20 protein-coding genes are annotated in these 21475 nt (G+C 36.9%); 8 read left to right on the top strand and 12 right to left on the bottom strand.

Annotated elements, in window-relative coordinates; genetic code table 11:
• Positions 1-7: 7 nt before the first annotated feature.
• From NZ923_06850 to NZ923_06810, 9 genes are all read right to left on the bottom strand, one after another.
• Positions 8-1507 carry a caspase family protein gene (locus NZ923_06850; protein MCS7229737.1) on the bottom strand — a complete coding sequence of 500 codons (1500 nt, stop codon included), beginning with the start codon at positions 1505-1507 and terminating at the stop codon, positions 8-10.
• Between the two features lie 20 nt (positions 1508-1527).
• Positions 1528-3495 (bottom strand): DUF4384 domain-containing protein, encoded by a 1968-nt coding sequence (locus NZ923_06845; GenBank protein ID MCS7229736.1) that lies wholly within the window; start codon positions 3493-3495, stop codon positions 1528-1530.
• 2 nt (positions 3496-3497) lie between these two features.
• Positions 3498-4397 carry a CsgG/HfaB family protein gene (locus NZ923_06840; protein MCS7229735.1) on the bottom strand — a complete coding sequence of 300 codons (900 nt, stop codon included), beginning with the start codon at positions 4395-4397 and terminating at the stop codon, positions 3498-3500.
• Positions 4398-4410: 13 nt separating this feature from the next.
• A complete protein-coding gene (locus NZ923_06835; GenBank protein ID MCS7229734.1) occupies positions 4411-5370 on the bottom strand; it encodes an LPP20 family lipoprotein in 960 nt (319 codons plus the stop codon).
• The gene (locus NZ923_06830; GenBank protein MCS7229733.1) at positions 5367-5738 is read right to left on the bottom strand and encodes a YbaN family protein; all 372 of its coding nucleotides are present in this window, start codon (positions 5736-5738) and stop codon (positions 5367-5369) included. Before NZ923_06830 ends, NZ923_06835 begins: the two co-directional genes overlap by 4 nt.
• Before the next feature lie 176 nt (positions 5739-5914).
• Positions 5915-6493 (bottom strand): LPP20 family lipoprotein, encoded by a 579-nt coding sequence (locus tag NZ923_06825; protein MCS7229732.1) that lies wholly within the window; start codon positions 6491-6493, stop codon positions 5915-5917.
• Between the two features lie 32 nt (positions 6494-6525).
• Positions 6526-7869: an LPP20 family lipoprotein gene (locus tag NZ923_06820; GenBank protein ID MCS7229731.1), complete on the bottom strand. Its 1344-nt coding sequence runs from the start codon at positions 7867-7869 to the stop codon at positions 6526-6528.
• Between the two features lie 21 nt (positions 7870-7890).
• A complete protein-coding gene (locus tag NZ923_06815) occupies positions 7891-9123 on the bottom strand; it encodes a DUF6175 family protein (GenBank protein ID MCS7229730.1) in 1233 nt (410 codons plus the stop codon).
• A gap of 77 nt (positions 9124-9200) precedes the next feature.
• Entirely contained in the window at positions 9201-10853 is a 1653-nt protein-coding gene (locus NZ923_06810; protein ID MCS7229729.1) for a porin family protein, read from the bottom strand.
• 225 nt (positions 10854-11078) lie between these two features.
• Here NZ923_06810 and NZ923_06805 point away from each other — a divergent pair, with 225 nt between their 5' ends.
• The 8 genes from NZ923_06805 to NZ923_06770 all read left to right on the top strand — a co-directional run bounded on the left by NZ923_06805 (position 11079) and on the right by NZ923_06770 (position 18786).
• The gene (locus tag NZ923_06805; GenBank protein ID MCS7229728.1) at positions 11079-11696 is read left to right on the top strand and encodes a hypothetical protein; all 618 of its coding nucleotides are present in this window, start codon (positions 11079-11081) and stop codon (positions 11694-11696) included.
• The gene (locus NZ923_06800) at positions 11680-11976 is read left to right on the top strand and encodes a transcriptional regulator (GenBank protein MCS7229727.1); all 297 of its coding nucleotides are present in this window, start codon (positions 11680-11682) and stop codon (positions 11974-11976) included. Before NZ923_06805 ends, NZ923_06800 begins: the two co-directional genes overlap by 17 nt.
• A gap of 25 nt (positions 11977-12001) precedes the next feature.
• Positions 12002-12685 carry a hypothetical protein gene (locus NZ923_06795; GenBank protein MCS7229726.1) on the top strand — a complete coding sequence of 228 codons (684 nt, stop codon included), beginning with the start codon at positions 12002-12004 and terminating at the stop codon, positions 12683-12685.
• 193 nt (positions 12686-12878) lie between these two features.
• Positions 12879-14213, top strand: a complete 1335-nt coding sequence (locus NZ923_06790) for a TolC family protein (protein ID MCS7229725.1) — start codon at positions 12879-12881, stop codon at positions 14211-14213.
• Positions 14214-14272: 59 nt separating this feature from the next.
• Positions 14273-15541: an efflux RND transporter periplasmic adaptor subunit gene (locus tag NZ923_06785; protein MCS7229724.1), complete on the top strand. Its 1269-nt coding sequence runs from the start codon at positions 14273-14275 to the stop codon at positions 15539-15541.
• 12 nt (positions 15542-15553) lie between these two features.
• Positions 15554-16261 carry an ABC transporter ATP-binding protein gene (locus NZ923_06780; GenBank protein MCS7229723.1) on the top strand — a complete coding sequence of 236 codons (708 nt, stop codon included), beginning with the start codon at positions 15554-15556 and terminating at the stop codon, positions 16259-16261.
• Between the two features lie 25 nt (positions 16262-16286).
• Positions 16287-17510, top strand: a complete 1224-nt coding sequence (locus NZ923_06775) for an ABC transporter permease (protein MCS7229722.1) — start codon at positions 16287-16289, stop codon at positions 17508-17510.
• Positions 17511-17529: 19 nt separating this feature from the next.
• A complete protein-coding gene (locus NZ923_06770; protein MCS7229721.1) occupies positions 17530-18786 on the top strand; it encodes an ABC transporter permease in 1257 nt (418 codons plus the stop codon).
• 4 nt (positions 18787-18790) lie between these two features.
• Here NZ923_06770 and NZ923_06765 read toward each other — a convergent pair whose 3' ends face one another.
• The 3 genes from NZ923_06765 to NZ923_06755 all read right to left on the bottom strand — a co-directional run bounded on the left by NZ923_06765 (position 18791) and on the right by NZ923_06755 (position 21472).
• Positions 18791-19480, bottom strand: a complete 690-nt coding sequence (locus NZ923_06765) for a hypothetical protein (GenBank protein ID MCS7229720.1) — start codon at positions 19478-19480, stop codon at positions 18791-18793.
• A gap of 92 nt (positions 19481-19572) precedes the next feature.
• Positions 19573-20256, bottom strand: a complete 684-nt coding sequence (locus tag NZ923_06760) for a queuosine precursor transporter (GenBank protein MCS7229719.1) — start codon at positions 20254-20256, stop codon at positions 19573-19575.
• Positions 20257-20311: 55 nt separating this feature from the next.
• Positions 20312-21472: a CxxxxCH/CxxCH domain-containing protein gene (locus NZ923_06755; GenBank protein ID MCS7229718.1), complete on the bottom strand. Its 1161-nt coding sequence runs from the start codon at positions 21470-21472 to the stop codon at positions 20312-20314.
• Between the last annotated feature and the right edge of the window lie 3 nt (positions 21473-21475).

Genomic DNA, 21475 nt, shown 5'->3' with positions numbered 1-21475 from the left:
TTTTAATTTATAATCCCAATCTCGTGCCAAACATAATTTGCATAGATGAGACACGCCATTTTACATCTTTCGCAACATTTGTTAAACCATAATCATATCCTATCTCTGCGAAAAATTTAAAATCACCTATCTTCAAATCATATCCAATTCCGAACGGTACGCTTAACCTTAATTCTGGAGTTTCAATCTTAGATTCTCTTAAAACAGCTCTTCCACTTTTAATTGTCTGCTTGATTTCGGTGCTAATCCCCAGGCTTAAGCCGAAAAATGAGTAAAAATTATACGAAGTCAATTTTATCACCAAATTTGTAACTGTATATGAAAGCCTAACTTCATTCCATATGTCGCCACCCCTAATTTTAAGGTTTCCATCCTTTTGATCGTAAAATGCATTTACAGAAAGGATAAGCCAGGGCTCAAATATACTTTCAAATCCAATTCCAACAAGATTACCATCCCCACTTGTGCTTTCATATACCACATTTTCTTCCTGTATGGAATAAAAGTTCATATTCCTACCAGCGAAAGCGTAGAGCCAATATATTTTTTGTTTTTCTTTTTCCAACCTTCTCTCAACAACTCTTCCCTGAGGTTTTCTTTCACCCTGCGGTTGGAGTGGTCGCGCGACAACATCAGGTTGTTTCTCTTGTTCCTTTTGCTCTACGGATACAAATGCTGAGCGAACAAATATAAATTCACCGCCATCGTCGCCAGGCAATTTCCCATATTGTGGATTTTGAGGTGCCCTAAATCTGACATTTTTAGCAATATAATCAGCAAGCTCGCTTGAAGTTATAACCTCATCACGATTAAGATCAGATTCTCCATCAAGACCACGCAAAAAATAAAAAGCAAAAACACTTATTCCTTGATCAGCTAAATCAACAACCTGTTCATCTTTCCCTCCGGCAGTTATCGCAACCCTTGCGCTTTTAGATGTAAACTGTGCAATAGCTTCTGATCTTGAGGTAGGAATACTTTCCCTTAATCCTATGCCACGCGTAAAAATCGTCCCACTATAACAAGCATCCATTGCAAAGAAAACATGCTTTGCAGGTATTGCTTCTTGAAATTCATGAAGCTGATCCGTTGAAATAGCTGTGCTTGCAAATTTTTCCATCACACCATCAACTGGCATGATATAACCTTTATCCTTACCGCCAACTGTTCTCGTAACCCCATGCCCAGCAAAATAAATCAGAACTCTATCATCTTTTCCAATTCTTTTTGGGTCCATCAATCTATCAAACGCTTTCAGTATATTTTCCCTCGTTGCGTGATCATCGTAAAGTTCAATTACATTTTCAGCTTCAAAGCCAAATTCTCTTACTAATTTTTCGCGAATCATCTTAGCACTTTTGACGGCTCCAGTTAATGGTGGCAAACTTTGATATTCATTGATTCCAATTATCAAAGCCCAACTTTTTCTATAACCTGATTGTTGTGAAAAAGAAAATGTGAGGAAAATGAGCGTAATGAAGGTTAAAGTAAAAATTTTGGATTTCATAGATATCTCCTCCAAATTTTTTATTTCTTTAAAGTTGTGATTACAACGCTATGCTCAGCATAACCACCGGAATAATCCTGAGTTTTCAATCCAATTCCGCGAACTTTAGATGCGTACAAATTGGGATTTTCAATTAAAATTAAACCAGAGTACTCCCGCCCCGTTGGCAAAGGGAAAGGTTTCTCACTTGCAAAAACCTTCAGTATCTCCCGCCCAAATGGTGGTTCAATAACAAAGTTTCCGGGAACCCTATAAATTTTTCCACCTTCAATTTTATTATTCCATTCCATTTTATGTGGGAAGACAAGTATTGCATTGCCGTGCGCATCGTAATATACAAGTTGGATATAGCAATCTTTATTCGCTCTAACGAAAATTCTAATTGAGTCGCCTTCATAATAAATTCCATCTGGTCTGTCAACCCAAACTTCAACTTTTAAATCCTCGCCTTTTCTTTCAGATTTTATAATCTCGTCGTCAACCTTCGGATTGTAGTTTTCAGGCACGAGTGGAATGTTTGGAAGAAAAGACCTTGGGATATTGACATTTGCGGTTGACAATACAATTTTTCTTAAAACATCTGTTGCTTTCAAATTTAAATCAATCCCATCACCACTTTCCCAATAGTTACCGGTTATCACGACTTTACTTCCTGCATACTTACCGAAGCTTTCTGGCGTCCCGAGCTCATCCGATGAATATCCAAGATTAGAATACTTCACATTGACCATTTTTATTTGCTCATCGCTTATCAGAGAAAATTTTGTGTGCTGTTCAATTGCTGACTCAATTTTCTGTTTTAAATACAAAGCCATAGGGCCAGGCAATTTGTCCTGATAGTAAATTCGCAAAACCGAAACGGTTTCAAGCTCCAACGGAATCTTTGAAACAAGATTTAAAACAAGATCACGAATTTTGTCATCAAGTGTGATCGCTGTTCTTCTCAAGGTAAAAATTATCTCCTTTTCATTTCTTCGCAAAAGATCATTCCATTCAGCGTATTCATCGTAGCGACCAGAGATGTAAAATTCAGAAAGATCAAGTTTTGCGGACACTACATAATAATTTTCACGATGCGGTTTTAACTCAAATATATCACATTTAACTGTTCCAGAATTATCGCTTGTACCTCTATCGGAGAGTTTGCCAATCCCAGTTTGAAACGCAAATTTAAATTTAATCCCAGAGACAGGATAGCTCTTTCCATCATCAATGTAAACGACTTTGATAAAAAGCGGTTTTAAAACTTGATTGAAAACAACTTCTTGTTCTTCACCCGAAAGTTTTTCAATCTTCAATTTTGAAAATAAATCTTGAGCAATGGATTTAATTTCGGCCGTCAAAAGTGCGTCCGCAACTTTCCATTCGTTTCCAAGATCGGATTCAGCAAGTGGTCTCGTGATAAATCTATAAAGCGGGAGTATATCATTGTATGGTGGGATGTTTTTGTAAGATTCAGCCAAATTTAACAACGCCTGATAAATGTTTCCTCTAATAATATTGTTTCTTGCGAGTTCAAAATTTTTAGAATATCCATTGTGAAACTGATTAAGCATATCTTTGAGCTCTTTCCCAGCTGTCTCTCTATCAAGGACAGCGAGCGAATAATAAATATCGTCATCGTCATCAAAATATGTCTCAACGATCTTTAGCCCACCGATTTTTAGTTCACTTGTAACTTGAAGTTCAGCAGATGCGCGTTCAATGGATTCAACTTTTTTACCTGCTATTACTTCCATTTGCTCAACGACCGATTTTGAGGCGACAGTGACCCTGATCTGTTTGACAATATCGGCAAATGCCTCGTTATTTGCTTTTTGAATATCTTCAAGTTTATTCTTCGTCTTCTTCGCTGCACCAACCCCCAGAATATAAAGTCGTTCTGGATACCTCGGATGTTTTTTTGTTGTTATCCATGCTGGTTTCTCGCTTGCGAAAACGAAACTTGAAAAAACAAACGAAAGAAGAATTAAAATTATATTTTTCATTTTTACCTTACCTCCACTGTAAATGTTAATTTACCAACATTATGATAAAGATCGGTTGCGCTAATTTCAATCGTATTTCTTCCCCGCTTAAGTTTGAGCTTCTTGTAAAAATTCATGCCAGCGAGAGCAACTTTGATATCAGCTGGTTCGCCGTTTACCTTAACAGCAACTATCCCACTTTCATCCGATACAATTCCACTTAACTCAAAATCACGGTTATTAACCCTTAAATATCCATTGTTTTTGACCGCCGGGTAATAAAGTTCAATTTTTGGAGGTTCGCTATCCTTAAACGGATCTTTAGCTATGTTGAATTCTTTGTAAAGATCAGAAAATATATCTTCTTCATCTTCTTCTAAACTTTCCTCAACGATATTTTGTTTTTCTCCTCTTTCAGCTTTTGCATTTTCAATTTTCAAAGCTACATGTTTTTCAGAAGGATTTTCAGCAAGCTTAATTGCAAGTTGCTCCATAACTTTTAAAAGCCCCGAGAACTTCCCCTCGTAATCAGCGCTTGCGGTTTGGACGATTTCAGATGTTTCAACATTAATTCTTCTTACATTTATTGTGTAAACTTCTTCAATTTTACCGATATCACCAGTTATAATCTCTTTAACCCCGAGAATTTTTCCGATTTGCACATTGTCTCCTGCCCCCTCGGCGATCTCGCTTTGTTGCAAGTTCTGTTCCATTAAAATTTCCTTTATTTTCTCCCTTTCAAGGACATTAAATTTACCAGTTGCGTTTAAAGCAACCCTAAACCTTGAAACAAGGACATCAATTTGTGCTGGTTCAAACCCCTTGGCATCAAATTTCAAAACCGCAACGCTTATCTTTTTGTCCTGCGGGAAAAGAAGAGAAGACATTAAAATAAAAACGAGAAAAATCTTATAAATTTTCATGTTGATTTCCCCCTTATTTTTTGTTTAATTTTTCAAGCTCCTTGTCAAGTTGATTTAAAGCCTCATTTAAAAGTTCTTCTATCGGCTTATCCTGCTTTACAAACTTATCAGGAGGGTTTTGCCTTATTGCATTAACGGTGTTTTGTTTTACTTGATAAATCAAACTTTTTCTATACATTCGGGCAAGCGCATAATTAGCACCTGTTTTGGGATCAACCCAGAAACCAACTATTTGAGAACCTGTTAACTTCGCGCTTGAAACAGTTCTTGAAATTCTTCTTGAATAACTTAATTCAAAAACCTTATTACCTGTTGCCCAATTATCAAGCAAAGATTGAATTCTCAAACTTATAATCCTTGAAAGCTCAGCGCGAGCATTTTGAATAGCTCTTTTTCTTGTTTCAGCGGGATCAAAGTATCTATCAGATGCACCGACAGCGTAAATGGCAACATCTGAAACAGGGATTTTATTAACCCATCTCGGTTGCCTTGCGGACGAAGCACTCAACCCCACGAGCGCAGGATCAAAAATAAACTCTTCAGGAATTGAATACATTGTATCAGATGTAATTGCTTTAACTGGAACACGAAGCAAAACATATAAAATTCTTGATTTTGGATCCTGCCATTGAGAAACAAATTCATAATTTGCTTTAATCAAGTTAACAAGCCCGGAATCAATCTCCTCTTCATACTCTTCTGCGAAGTGAGAAAGCCCAGAAAATAAACTCCCTGTATCTTCAAACCAATTAATTTGCCTTACTTTTACTCCAACCTCAATTGTTCGGGCGAGCTCAAGAATTGCGTCTTCAATTGCTTTGGATTTGGTTGTCTCAGGATAAAAATACGGAGAGGAAGCTCCAACAGCGTATAAATAATCCTTTGATTGTGGAAGAAGGGAAAGCCAAGTAGGTTGTTGTGATAAAAGTGTAGATGTTAAAAAAATTGAAAGTGTAAAAGCGAGATTTTTCATTTTATCGTTTTTAATGAAAGTATATGTTTTGTGACTCCGAGACCGATCAAAATTATTATTATACTGACGAATATATTTGAAACAGCGAAAAACGCTGTATATCCCATAACGAGCCACATAATTGAAAGAGATAATATCTTGCCTCGCAGTGTAATTCCTCTTTGTTCACGATAATTCCTTATATAAGAGCCAAAAATTTTATGGTTTAACAGCCAGTTGTAAAATTTTTTTGAGCTTCGGGCAAAACATGCGGCAGCTAAAAGCAAGAAAGGGGTCGTCGGAAGAATTGGCAAAAAAGCCCCAAGTATACCAAGCCCAACGAAGATAAAACCAAGCCCTATCAAAACAAGCCGATAAAGTTCATTCATTACTTTACTGCCATCAACATTTTTTCTTTAATTTATCTCAATCTTGTCAAAATTCAAAAGTTAAAGCAAAACAAGTTTTAAAATCGCAAAATTCTAAAGGCAGGATAAAAAGTTTTTTGTCAAATAACTAAAAAGGGTCGGGACATAAACCCGACCCTTACACAAGCAAGCCAAAATCACTTGCTCAAATCCCACTTTTCAAGTTCCTTGTCAAGAAGTTTAAGAGCTTCATCTGCTTTCATTTCAACAAATGCTGTTTTCTTCTGGCGTTGAGCTTCGTTCATCGTGCGCATTATTTCATTTACGATGTCATTCTTTCTCAAAACCGCAAGAGCATAATAAATTTTATTATCCTTGTCATAATAAAACTCTACAATCTGAGATCCAGCCAAAGTCGCCTGGCTTACAGATCTGCTAACGCTTCTCGTAAATTCTTCAGATGTTATAGTTCCCTGATTGTTTACAAATTCCTGATGCTCTTGCATGAAATTATCAAGCAAGCTTTTAACTTTTACTTGAATTATTCTGCCAAGTTCTTGTCTTGCGGCATCAGCAGCTTTGTTTCTTGCAAGAACCGGATTTGCACCAACATTTGCTGCGCCGACAGCATAAATCGCATCCACCGCTGTCGGTGGAGTATTAACCCAAGCTGGAGCTGTTGCTTCTGGAACTGCAACGCGTTCCTTTGGTCCACCACAGCCCGAAATTAGAATTAACACTGCAAAAATCAAAAGTGATGATAAAATATAGCGCATATTACTTCCCTCCTTTAATTTGTTTTTAAGTTTTAATCTTCAATTTTCGCATTTGATAACATTTCAACGAGATCTTTATTTGAAAATTTCATGCCTCTCAAAGCTCTTTCATAAGCATCCTTTTCACTTTTCCCAACCGCTCTTGATTTAACGCTCATACTTCCAACTATTTGACCACTTTCCAAATCTTTCAAAAACAAGTTTAATTCCGCCTCAACAGTATAAAGCATTCCCCCAACACCTTGAACAGATGAAACAACCCTTGAACTGATATCACCACCAATTACAAATCTCGCTTCGTCCTCAACTCTATAACCATTTTTCTCTATGGCTTGTGTTAATCTTTTCATCACATCAAATATCAACTTATCCTCCTTCGCACCCTTTAGTGAAACAGTAACCCCCGGTGCCATTCCAGTGCCCACTGTGTAAGCAAACTCGGTTTTGACCTGCGACAGTACCCTCGCATATTCGCTCGGGATCCCAGGGATTGAAAAACTTGCTACAACAGTATTTGCCCTCTTTCCCATTGCGATTACTCTAGCACTTGCAATCCCTTGCTCGTCCGTTGTTGTCCTCTCTATCACTTCACCTGTTTTATAGCTAAAGACAACATTTGCATTAGCGATTGGAACTGAAACATCACCTTGATAAAATACTCTAACAACGAGTGGCTCTGACAGCTCTTCACCTACTTTTCCTACTTGATTATCGCCTGAAACCTTTTCTATCTTTATTTTTGAAATTAAGTCTCTTATCTCTGATTCAATCCCTCCAGCTGTTAGCTCAATATCTGGCTTGTATGGAATTCTTGAGAGGGCATTGTAAAGAACTTGTTTTGAATAAATATCGTAAATCTTCTGCTGCGCATCTTTTAAATTTTGAATTGCCTGTAAAACTTTACCAGCATTCTTAAATGAATTCGCATCGTTATATAATTTTCTTATTTGAATCCAGGCATTATCAATTTCATCTTCAAGTGATGCTAAATACTTTTGCTTATCAAGAACGGCAAGAGCATACCAAGTTTTCGTCTTCCTGTCGTAATTCATCTCAACCACTTCACAGCCAGTTAAAATTTCATCAATTACCGTTTTTGATTTTTGCTGAAACTCTGAATAGTAATCTGATTCCTTGTTTATAATTCTTTCTTTTTCCAAGCTTGTAATTTCAGATTGAACTTGAACTCTTATTTGAGATGCGACATCTGCGATTGCGTTTTGTTTTGCCGTCTCTCTCAGGTCCTCTCCGACAGCTGCACCGATCCCAAGGATATAGAACTCTTTCGGATACTTTGGATGTGTTTGTGTTTTATACCAATTCGGCTGAGAAAACGCATAAGCCGAAAACAAAGTTATTATCAAAAACCATTTCATTGTTTGAATACCTGTTTTATTTTACTCGGTTATCTCAAGGATTAAAAGCTTTCTATTTGCATTGATTCTTTTAACCTTAACGGGAACAACGCTTTCAATTTGTCTTCTTATATCCCTAAATAAGGCAAGAGGAGAATTATATTTCTTTGGATCAACCCAAACAATGTAATCCATAGTTTGATCTGTTACGACATTTTGCTTTATTCTGTTGCATAATTTTCTTAGCGCTGTTTCAGTGCTCATAAGGATTTCATCATGCGTGTCTTCATCAAAATTTCCAGTGATTCTGAAAAGAATCTTAAATTGTAAACCCCTTGTTAAGTCATCCTTCCAATATGCCATGATTCTGCTTAACACTTTATCAATTGCGTCATTCATCGCTTCCTCAACAACTGCTTCCTCTGGAACGGCGTATTCGCCACTGTAACCAGTTTCAGTTCCAAGTAATCTCGCAGTTGTTGTCTCATAAGCCCTTGCTGCGACAACAGCTTTTCTATATTCCGTGCTACCGATATATCTTCTTTCAACTTTCACATTATAAGTTATATAAACATCACTTCCAATTGCGAGCGCAAGTTGATATGCATAATCTTCCTCAATCCCTTTCAAACCTGCCTGAGCTTGAGCAAGTTCACTTAGCGTTTCCATTTGTTCTGGAACTTGAACATCATATTTTCTTGCGGTAAGATAAGATTCAATTACCTCCGCTCCTTTTTTCAATAATCTATCGGAACGCAATAGATCAACTGGGCTAACACCCTTGGGTGCTTCTGGAACAACCATTATAAATGGCAGACCGATTGCTTCAGTAATTTCCTCTTTTGGTTTAATGATATTTTTTGCCACAAGATCATCCGTGAGAAGTTTTTTATTCACGCGATAATACTTCGTGATTTTTACCCTTCCATCCGCAAGTTTAACGCGTGCCTCATATTCAGTTGTCTCAAAGGAGATATATTTTGAGATGTTTTTAGCATCAAATATCTCATCTTGAATTCCCTCAAATGCTTTTCTCTCCTCAGGCGTTTGTAAAATGGGGTCAGTTGCTCCAAGCAAAACATACCAAACCGCAGCTCTTCTCCCATCAAGTTCCGCCTGTTTATTATCTTTCCCAATTCCCGATGCTCTTATAGTTACTTCAGACGGAGAATAACTTTCAATAAATGTCGCCTCCCTTGAGACAGGAAGATTTTTTTGAGCGTAAGATACAATGCCAAAAGCGAAAATCAGAAACACATAAATTAACTTTTTCATTGTTAGATTTCTATTTTAATTTTTCCTCGGAAAAATTAACTTAAAGATGATTTCAAAATTGTGTTTAAAATCACATCTTACCAACCAAGCCCGCCTTTTATAGCTGCAATTGGATCAAAGCCGAGTTTAGGAAGCGAATAATTCAAGTAAAGTGAAAACACAGTTCCAGAATGATTTCCTGCTAAACCTGAAATCAGACTCGTCGTTAATCCCGAGCTCCATTCTTCGCTTTCAGAGAAAATCCTATACCCCAAGTTTAAACCAAGATTCAAATCTGGGGTTGTCACATACTCAACCCCAAATCCAATCCCTAATCCAAATCCAGAATGTTTAAGTTCCACATCATCTTTTGAAAAAGTTATATTCTCAAAAATTAGCTCCGCCCTACCTAAAACAGAAAACCTTCTAAAGAGATAAAATTTTTTAATTAAAATTCCATTTAATCCCCAAATGCTCACATTTGGCTTATCATATCCTAAGTTCATAAAAATATCTTTTATTCCCTTGAGATTTTCTGCGTCTCCACCTCCGATAAAGATCCCAGCTCCGACCCAAAGTTGCGATATATTCACATTTCTACCGATATTATAAACTAACTCGCCGTGGATTGAATAACCGTTCATCTCGCCCGTAAATTCTTTCCCAGCGAAAAAATCTATCCAAGTAAGTGTAAATGGATTGTTACCCACTTTTACATAAATATCCACTGGCAACCTTGGTCTTTCTGAAACATAAACACCAGATTCAATTCCACTGCCAATTATGATTTGAGCTCTTGAAAAGACCCTTGGATTTGAAACATTATCCGCAACCTTAACAACTCTGACAAAACCAACTTTTTTCTGAACAATGCTACCGTTCGGATTCTCCTGTAATTCAACAAGGTCAAAGCCATCATCAATTTTAAGCCCTTCTCTTTTGCCCATTGGAAAACTTACAGCATTTGGATAAACTTCTATAACTTGTGCTCCAAGCCGAAATTCTGGGATATCCCTCGTTGCAACTTGAAGATCTCTGGCAAGAGATACAACAGCAGTTCTAAATGCATAATGTTTATGATCAACTCTTTCATTTTCATGTTTAAACTCTTTACCTATCCTAGCTACGCCAATACCTCTTGTTTCCTTTTTGACAACGAGAGTTAAATCACCTTCTCCGTTTTCTTTATAGACAACTCTATACCAGATAGCCCCAGCGTTTAACTCAGTTGTGTGAATTCCATTCACATTGTCAACAATTACATTATATTTGCTAATCACTGGGACATATATAAAAGCAGAGTTCATAATTTTCATCGCTTGTTCAGCAGTTATCCCCAAAGCTTTCGCTTTTGTGGTGATAAATCTATTCCTTTGCTCTTCTGTTAATAAATTTTGTGCTCTGATTTCCTTTTCAATGTCAAGAATCTCAATGATTTTCGGCACAAACTTTTGTTTTAGAATCTCAACGACTTCATCAAGCGAAACTGCCGAGCCCCGCGCTTCAATCTCTGTTCTGAAATCCTCAAGAAGTTCAACAGGAATTGGATTATAATCAAATCTCGGCATCTCAATATATTCGCGAAACTTCTTGATAATATATTCTTGTTCTTTTGACTCAACTTTTATAGAGGGATCCGATACGATCACGACATTCGCATATGAAATTGATTTTCTTTCATATTTTAAATCCTGTGCTATTAACCCCGCTGTTATTACAAAGATTAAAATTACAACAAAAACCTTTCTCATCACCCTACCCTCCAAAATTGTTTTTGTTGCGTTCTTACCTACGACTAAATTTATTTAAATTTCTTCTATTTGTCAAACAACATAACCGATTTCCAGAGGGTTTTCACTCAAGCATAGATTGCACCAAAGTGCAATACGATGTCGCTTGAATTTTAATCCTGAATTTGTTATATTTACTTTGTAATACAAAGTAATTTGCGAAACAAAACAAAAACAGAAGAAAAAATGGAAAGAAAAGCTGATTTCTCAGTTCAGGAATCCTTAACGGAGATCGCTGAAAGCTTCAGAAAAGTGAAAATAGCCTTGGCAAAACAAAGAACGGGGGATTATTCAATTTTGTGGGGTCTTGTGATGTTTCTTGGATATACTGCTACCGAAATTTTTAACAATATGTCTATGTATGAAAATGTCGTTCTAATTTGGCTTACTCTTATAGTAATTGGAATAACTGGAACTGTGATTATAACAATTAAACGAATTAAACAAGGGACAAGTGGATATTTTCCTGAAGGGGCATACATCGTGTTATCTTGGTCTTCACTTCTCATTTATGCACTTATCCTATTGGGCATCTTCAAGATCACCGGAATTTCACTACAAGGCATTCAAGTTTCACTTTTCTTACTTAACTTCGCGATGTTAGGATATGTTCTGATGGGAATTTTTCTCGGGAAAGAATTGGCGATAATCGGGATTGGAACTTCAATCGCATCATTGTTTTGTGTTCTATTTTTAAAAGAATTTTTCAACATCGCAATGGCTTTGTTAAGCTTATTTTCATTTGTTGGCGGAGGAATTTACATCAATAAGAAATGGTCCGTGAAAAATGAAAGCAGAACTTGATGAAATAATCCATCAACCAACGAGAACGAAAATAATGGTTTCTCTTTACGCTCTGAATGAAAACGAAGAAATTGAATTTATAAATTTGAGAGATTTACTTAATCTTTCTGATGGGAACCTATCGTCCCATCTCGCAAAGCTCGAGGAAGTTAGATATGTGAAGATTAGAAAAACATTTGATGGCAAAAGACCAAAGACATATATATCACTTACAACAAAAGGCAGAAAAGCCTTTGAAAACTACATCAGGGCGTTGAAAAAGATTTTTGAAGCCAAATAATTTTAAAAACAAAAAGGAGGTAAAAATGAGCAGAATATCATCAGTAGTTGCAACTTTTATTTTCGTTCTCTCAATAGCAAACTCACAAGCTCGCTTCTTCGATGGATATGGATATTTCACAGTTGGTGTTAACTTTTTAAATCTTGATGAAATAAACCAAGCACTTAAAACTAACGATTACGCGCAGTTTAAAAGTAATTTCTTAACTGTAGGAGGTGCAGGAGGATTTGCTTTCAACAAAATCCTAATCGGTGGTGAAGGTTTCGCTTTAATGGCACAAAAACAAGATAAGAGAAATTATCGTTCGTTTCTCTCGGGCGGAGGCGGATTTTTTAATGTCGGGTATATCGTTTATGAAAGAAAAAATTTGCAAGTTTATCCAATGATTGGAATTGGAGGTGGCGGGTTAAATTTAAAACTTATTGATAAAAGAGAGCGATCTTTTAATGAAGCGATCGCAAACCCAAAAAGCTTTGACGCAAGCAATTCTATGTTTATGATTGACATTTCTGGTGGATTGAATTTGAAATTTGGAAGATTTGGTTATTTTATCGTGGGCATAAGAACAGGATATGTCTTTTCACCTGCTGTCGGAAGTTGGAAAACAGGAGGTGAGGTAGAACTCCAAGAAAGCGTTAGGCAAGGAATAAATGGTTTTTATTTTAGAGTATCTGTTGGTGGAGGCGGAGGTGGGTATAGAAGAAAATGATTGTAGTTTAAAGTGAAACTGCATTTTATAAATTTCGTCTAACAGAGTGAATTAATTTTTAGCCCCCACCAAATTTATGGGTGTGGGTGACCATGAAATTGATAGCCCATCCCTTTTGCCCCCTTCAAAGGGCGAAGGGATGGGTTGATAATTTTTAATTACTATTTTCAAAACAAAATTTCAGAAAGAAAAAATGAAAAATATAATTTTAACGCTGGTTATCATCTCTGGTATTGCCTTTGGACAGACGAAGAAAGTATTGACCCTTTCCGAATGCATTAAAATTGCACTTGACAACAACACAACCATAAAACAAGCAGAATACACAGCTCAATCTCAATCTGCAAGCGTCACGCAAGCATATGGGGTTTTCCTGCCAAACTTGAACCTATCTGGAAACTGGAACAGAACCAGAAGAGAATCTGACTTAACATTTATCCCGGGGCTTGGGACTGTCCCATTTAGAACTTCACAAACTTTGAACTCTTTTTCAACAACTGCAAGCACAAGCATATTGCTTTTCAACGGCTTTGCTAACTTTGCCTCGCTAAACAGAGCAAAATCAAATTACCTTTCAGCTGATTATAATTACAAAAGAGCAAGACAATCTGTTATATTCCAAACTTATCAACTTTATTTAAATGTTTTGCGAAATAAGCAACTTCTTAAAGTTGCTCAAGATAATCTTAAACGAAGCCAAAGACAGCTTGAACGAATACTTGAGGCAAATCGCGTCGGTTCTGTCTCGCTTGCTGATGTTTATAGACAAGAAGTCCAAGTTGGAAACGACGAACTTGCTCTGATAAGAGCACAAGCTGATTATGACAAAGCCAAAGCGGATCTTCTTGTTTATTTAGGATTAATTCCATCTGATGAGTATGAATTTGATGATCCTTCAATATCAATGGAAATTGACACGACCGAATTTAGCGCAATTAGAGAACAAGTTAAAAGTCTTGATTTTATGATTTCAAAGGCAATTGATACAAGACCAGATTATAAAAGCGCAATTGCAAGTTTAAATTCTGCAAAGTCAGGTGTCACGGTTGCCATGTCTGGATATATGCCAACTATTTCCGCTTCGGCGAGTTATAACTTAAGCAGTAATGAATTATCAACGCTAATGAAGAATCGTTCAATGGGTTGGGGAATAAGTATAAGTTTTCCTATATTTGATAGGTTGCAACTTCAGACGCAAGTGCAACAAGCAAAGATAAATGTCAAAAACGCTGAAGTTCAAGTAGAGCAAGCAAAAAGGCAAATCACAGCAGATGTAAAAAAAGCATCACTTGATCTTGAATCAGCTATGAAGCAAATTGAAGTAGCAGAGCGACAAGTTAGATCCGCAGAGCTTGATTTGAAGACCGCGGAGGAGAAATATAACATTGGAGCTGGAACATTACTTGATCTTTTGGTAGCAACGGCAAATTACACATCTGCTGTCAGCGCAAGAGTTAATGCAATCTACAGCTACATCATAGCGAAAGTCCAGCTTCAATACGCACTTGGAGAACTTGACATTGAATAAATTTGCAACAAATTATATCTGTTTTGCGTAATTTTAAAATAAAAAACCTATTTTAAAAGATGGCCAAAAACGATAAACAAAAGAAAAGAAAAATTATCGTTCTCGCCGTAATTGTGCTCCTAATTGCAGCTTCTGTAATCGTTGCTATTTTAAGTGGTGGCAGAGAAAAGGTCGTAGCTGTTCAAACCGAAAAAGTTGAGAGAAGAAATATAACGCAAATCGTTACTGGAACAGGAAAGATACATCCAGAGGTTGAAGTTAAAATAAGCGCAGAAGTAAGTGGTGAAATCGTTGAAATGCCCGTCAAGGTCGGTCAAAATGTAAGAAAAGGACAATTGCTTGTCAAAATTAAATCTGACTTTTACATCGCGCGCAAGGAAGCAATGGAAGCAAATTTAAAGTCGGCACTTGCGCAACTTGAAATCGCAAAAGCAAATCTTTCAAAAACGGAATCAGAATTCAAAAGAGCAGAAGAACTCTATAGCAAAAAATTAATTTCAGATGCCGAATACGAAAACATACGCACAAGTTATAATATCTCAAAAGCACAATATACTTCAGCTTTATCCACAGTTGAACAAGCAAGGGCATCTTTAAGACAAGCTGAAGAGGACCTCGCAAAAACTGTGATTTATTCCCCAATTGATGGAATTATAACTCAAATCAACGCTGAAGTTGGAGAAAGAGTTGTCGGCACAAGTCAAATGGCCGGAACTGTGATAATGGTTGTCGCTGACCTTTCAAAAATGGAGGCGAGAGTTGATATAAGCGAAGTTGATGTCGTCCATGTTTCAATTGGCGATACGGCGATACTTTCTGTTGATGCTTTTCCCGAAAGGAAGCTTAAAGGGGTTGTTTATGAGATATCAAACGCAGCGAAAACAAGAGGTTTGGGAACACAAGAAGAGGTGGTAAACTTTGAAGTTAAAATTAGAATACTTGATAAAGATATCCAACTTCGTCCAGGGATGTCGGTCACAGCAGATATTGAAACGGAGAAAAAATATGATGTCATTGCCGTTCCAATTCAAGCAGTCACGGTGAGATCATTGAAGAAAAATAATCCATCTAATAATCCTTCACCTGAATCGGGTGAGAAAAAAATTGACAAGGAGGATATGGTTGAAGTTGTGTTTATCGTTCAAAATGGCACCGCAAAAATGGTTCCAGTCAAAAGAGGGATAAGCGGAGAAATGTATGTTGAAATCATTGAAGGATTAAAGGGTGGTGAGGAAATCGTCGTCGGAAGCTTTAGAGCTATAAATCGCGAGCTTGAAGACGGAGTTAAAGTAAGAGTTCAAAAGGAAAGGACAAAAACAAAATCATAAACGGAGATGAAAATGCCATTAATCAAACTTGAAAATGTCGTAAAAATTTACGATCTGGGAGCAGAAAAAGTCCATGCCTTAAGAGGGATAAATCTTGAAATAGAAAAAGGAGAATATGTCGCAATAATGGGACCGTCTGGCTCTGGGAAATCAACGCTTATGAACATCATTGGTTGTCTTGATACTCCAACATCTGGAAGATATTTTTTGAACGGTGTAAATGTGAGCGAGCTTGATGACAATGAGCTTGCAAGGATAAGGAATAAAGAGATCGGATTTGTTTTCCAAACATTCAATCTTTTACCGAGAGCCGACGCACTGCACAATGTTGAATTACCATTGATTTATGCTGGTGTCCCAGGAGATTTAAGAAAAAAACTTGCGCGCGAGGCGCTTGAACAAGTTGGGCTTGGTGATAGACTACATCATAAACCAAACGAATTATCTGGTGGTCAAAGGCAAAGAGTTGCGATCGCTCGCGCGCTTGTGAACAAACCTTCAATAATTCTCGCAGATGAGCCAACTGGAAATCTTGACACAAAAACAGGTGCCGAAATTCTTGCATTATTTGATGAACTTCATTCAAAAGGAAACACAATAATTATCGTTACACACGAAGCTGATGTCGCAAGACACGCACACAGAATTATTAGAATCAGAGATGGAATGATTGAAAGCGATGAAAAAGTTACCGACAGAATCATTGCTCAAAAAAGATGAGATTTTAACTAAAATTTGAACGACAATGAAGTTCATACTTCAACTACAAGAAAGCTTTAAAATAGCAATTCAATCAATTTTAGCACATAAACTTCGCTCTGCGCTTACGACACTTGGAGTTGTAATTGGAATTGTTTCGGTCACGCTGATGAATATGACAATTGAGGGGCTTGAGAAAGCATTTCGCTCAAGCATATCTTCCATAGGCGCAGATGTTTTATATATTCAAAAATGGGCTTGGTTTGCTGGTGAAGATTGGTGGAAATATAGAAACCGTCGCGAAATTCAAATAAGCTATGCAAAAGATATCAAAGACCGTTCAACCTATGCAGTTGCGGTAGCTCCGACTGTCTTTGCAAATGCAACTATTAGGTATGGAAGCAACTCAATGGAAAACATATATATAATCGGAACTACGGACGAGTATATCTATACCGCTGGCATCTCGGTTGAAAATGGAAGATTTATGAGCGAGGTTGAAGTGAAAGCAGAAAGACCTGTTTGCGTGATAGGTGCTGAAATTGCCGAAAAATTGTTTGGTAATATCAATCCCATTGGAAGAGAAATGAAGATTGCTGGAAAAACCTTCAGAGTTGTTGGAGTTCTTGAAAAACAAGGTAAATTTTTAGGACTTGAATCACTTGATGATAGAGTTTATATCCCCATTGGTCAATTTATAAAGATGTTTCCTTGGCGAAGAGGCGCAACGATTACAGTGAAAGTAAGAAGTATGGATGAAATTGAAGAAGCAATTGAAGAATTAAGAGGAATAATGCGAGCTGTAAGAAAACTTAAGCCATGGCAGGAAGATGATTTTTCAATCAACAGGCAAGAGCTTCTATTAAACGCATATAATCAAACGATTGGGGTAATCGGAACTGTTGGAATTGGTATAACTGTGCTTTCACTTATTGTAGGCGGCATCGGGATAATGAATATAATGTTTGTTTCTGTTAAGGAAAGGACAAAAGAGATTGGAATTAGAAAAGCAGTTGGCGCAACTCAAAAATCTATCTTGATGCAATTTTTAATTGAAGCAACTTTGATAAGCTCAATCGGTGGAATCATTGGCTTAATTTTCGCCGTCATACTTGGCTTCGTTGTTGATCAAATATTACCGACCACATTACCTTTGTGGGTTGCTTTGCTGTCAATTTTTATTTCAATAATGGTTGGAATTATTTCGGGATTTATACCTGCATACAGGGCTTCAAAGGTTGATCCAGTTGAATCTTTAAGATATGAATAAACAAAAGACAAATTGAAAAATGGCTAAAAGCGCTTGGAAAGTTTTTTGGTTTGAGATGCTTGAAAGTTTAAATATGGTTTGGGACTCTATAAGAGCAAATAAATTGAGATCATTTTTAACTTTGCTTGGTATAATTGTCGGTGTCTTCTCAATAATCGTTGTTATGACGGGTATAAGAGTTTTACAAAAAAGCGTTGAAAGCTCATTAAGTTTCCTTGGTGCAAATACTTTTCAAATTCAAAAATTTCCAGCGGTTGCCATAGGTCGTTCAAATTGGATAAAGTATAGAAATAGAAAAGATATAACCTACGAACAAGCACTTTATGTTGCCAGAAACGCAACTCTCCCAGAAGCTGTTGCAATTGAAAGCTGGACTGGTCCCAAAATAGTTCAATACGGCGATGTCAGAACAAATCCAAACATCTATGTCCAAGGTCAGATGCCCGAAGGTTTTATAACAAATAATTGGACGATTCAGGAAGGAAGACCTTTGTTTGAAGATGATTTGGAGTTTTCAAGATTCGTTACCGTCCTTGGTGCAAATGTCGCAAAAAAACTTTTTCCAAACACTGATCCAATTGGAAAAAAAGTTAAAATTGATGGTTATGAATTTACTGTGATAGGTGTAATTAAAGAAATGGGCGGATTATTTGGAGGTCAAGCTGATAACTTTGTTGTAATTCCACTAACAACTTTTTTAAATCTTTATGGGAAAGAGCGAAGTTTAAATATACTTGTCAAAGCAAGAAGCCAAGAGTTATATGATGAAACAGTTGAACAAGTGACGGCGCTTTTAAGATCCATTCGGAAAGTTCCACCCGGTGCTGAAAACGATTTTGAAATTCTTTCAAATGAAACATTAATAAAACAATTTAACGATTTAACTTTCGCCATTAGAGTTGGAGCTCTTGTTGTAAGCATGATAGCTCTTATCGCAGCTGGCGTTGGAATAATGAACATAATGCTTGTTTCCGTTACCGAAAGAACTCGTGAAATAGGCATAAGGAAAGCAGTTGGTGCAACGAAAAGAAACATACTTACACAATTTTTGCTTGAAGCCATAGCTTTAAGTCAATTCGGTGGAGTAATTGGTATAATACTCGGTGTTATAGGTGGCAATATCCTTGCTCTTATCTTGAAAACTACACCGATAATACCATATGATTGGGTCGTGCTTGGGTTTGTTATTTGTTCAATTGTTGGAATAGTTTTCGGCGTTTATCCAGCATGGAAAGCTGCGAGCGTTGATCCTGTTGAATCGTTAAGATACGAGTAAAACATTATCTCCTCAGCGTAATTGAACTTGAAAAGCCGATGTTAACTTCATTTATCTTGTTTCCCGATTTTAAATCAAGTCCTCTCCTATATTTGATAAAAAGATGATGTTGTGGAAATAAAAAGATATACCTAACATTCATCGCGTTACCAACCCAAGCTGAAACTTCAATCCCAGTTGCATTTGTGCCGATAAAGTTTGTCCATCCAAAAATCCCAATTGAAAATCCGGCACCAAAAATTCCAGCACGCCCAAATCTTTTGAGCAGAACATCTTGATTTAATGAAATCATAACCCTATTTTTTAACTTGCCAAGATATGAATAATGAAAGATCAATCTTCTTTTTGAGAATCTGAACCTTGTTGAATCACCGTATCCAAGCGCAATCTCAAAAGCAACTCCATTATGATAATTTCCATTCTTCTCAACGATTACAAATGAAGGAGGAAACAAACTTAACAGGACAAATCCCGTTGTTAAAGGAATCCCTATTGTTGCGCTTGCTCCAAGCAAAATTTTTCCAAGCGTTATTTTAGCATTTGTATCAACTTCCACAGGTTGCGTTATATCATCATCTAATAAAAATCCAACTGTATCCGCAGGGGCAATGGAGCTATCTATTTCAGTGTGTGTTTGAGCCGATAGAATTTTCAAGAATATAAAAAATGCCAAGACGATATTTAACTTTCTCATTGTCGTTCATATCTTTGTTTCTAAATTATCCCAGATAAATAGCCGTTGTTATCAACTTTGAATGGATAACTTTTCAAGCAGACCATAGAAGTTTAAACTTCCACCTTAAACGGATTGAAATCTGTGTTCCAGTCGTAATAATCTTCATTTTCTGCTTTTTTCAAGAAATTGACAATTTTATAAGTGATTGGGGTAATTAAAGCTTCCCATCCGACTTTAATTGCGTAGTTTGTTATCATGACTTTAATTAGAAGTTCATTTGTCCAAAACCCATAAAACGCAACTGGATAGAAAATAAGCGAATCAACTGCTTCTCCAGCAATTGTTGAACCGATTGTCCTCGTCCATAGAAACCTTCCCCTTGTTAAGAGTTTCATTTTGGCAAGCACGAATGAATTTGTAAATTCCCCAGCCCAAAATGCTACTATTGATGCGATTGCGATTCTCGGTGTTTGCCCGAACACAATATCATATGCCTCCTGATAAGGCCAGCTTGGATCAGGTGGAAGTTTACGAACAAACCAGCTCATAATTGAAGCGAAAATCAAAGCACCAAATCCTGCCCATATAACCTTTCTGGAGCGTGAGTATCCATAAACCTCGGTTAAAATATCGTTAAAAATATAGCTTATCGGAAAGAACAACACACCAGCGCCAAAAGAAAAGCCATATATGTTAACTACTTTCTCTGCCCCAATTATATTTGCACATAATAAAACGGTGACAAAAGAAGCCATCACAAGGTCATAGTACTTATATACCCTCCGCCTTTGCATATCGTTTTTTTATAATAAAAACAAATCGGAGGGCAAAAATTACTCCATCGCTTGCCTATTTCAAATTCAAAGCGGAAATTTTTCTTATTTCTTTTTCAGTAAATTCCAACTCATATCCATATAAGCTTAACTTCCCGTTTACATGCTTTGTCTTATCTTTTATGCGAAGTTGACCAGCTTGAAGTTCCACCACATCATTATGACAAGCGGTAGCACACGATGTTGCTGAAACCCTTGGATGCGTCCCACCCGGTGGTAATCCATGACAAGTTCCACATCTTGCTTGAGTACCATCAACGACATTCCATTTTGGAGCGTTGTTCAAATTTCCATTTCTAAAATAACCGTGACAATATGTATTTGAGCAAGTTAAATTATCAAAAGAATAAACTGGATTTGGAACAAGGTATTCACCAATTCCAATTGGTGTTCTATTCTTTGCAAGAGCGCTATCATTGAAAACTATTTCAGCATAAGGTGTATTATCAAGATGCCCTGGGGTTCTTAGAGAGGTTACTTGTATATGACACTCAACACAATCATATCCAGAAGAAATTTGCCCACCTTTTAAATGAACCTGATGTGCGCCGACACCGCGCGCAGAAGCAGAGAAATTATTATTTAAATCCCTTGGTGGTGCAGAATTTTGAAGATTTCCATGGCATGTATTGCAAGCCTCAGGTCCAGCGGGAGTGTTATGACAGGTATAGCAAGATGACTTACTTACCCCACCTGTGTAATTGCTTCCATGGCATTGCTTACAATTATCAAAGTCCCAACGAATGCTTCTTAAAAATTTTCCATGTGAATTTGGGCTTGTGACTTGAACCCAGTCAGACGGATGTATTTTTATGGTTCCATATGCGATGCTATCTTCAACAACCCATTTTCTAATTTTTTCCGCTTTTGCAGGTGCATCGTCCCCAAGAAATTGTCTTTTGCTTCCGCCCGGCTGAGTAACAAGGATTATTTTACTTGTTGGATCTCCAGGAATAGCAATTCCGCTCTGAACTATTCCAAAATATGTTGAAAGATCAAAATCTTGAGAATTCACATTATGACATCTTACACAACTTTCATCAAGTATTTTTTTTATGTCGTCCTTGTATGTTAATTTTGCTGAAACTGGTGGTGTTAGTACATCCTCTTTTAGCTGGCTACACGATAAAAAGATTATTGAGATGAGCGCGAACAGAATTAAAACTCTTGCTTTCATTTT

The sequence above is a fragment of the Candidatus Kryptonium sp. genome (assembly GCA_025060635.1).
Lineage (GTDB): Bacteria > Bacteroidota > Ignavibacteria > Kryptoniales > Kryptoniaceae > Kryptonium.
This window is presented reverse-complemented; position numbering and strand designations above follow the sequence as displayed.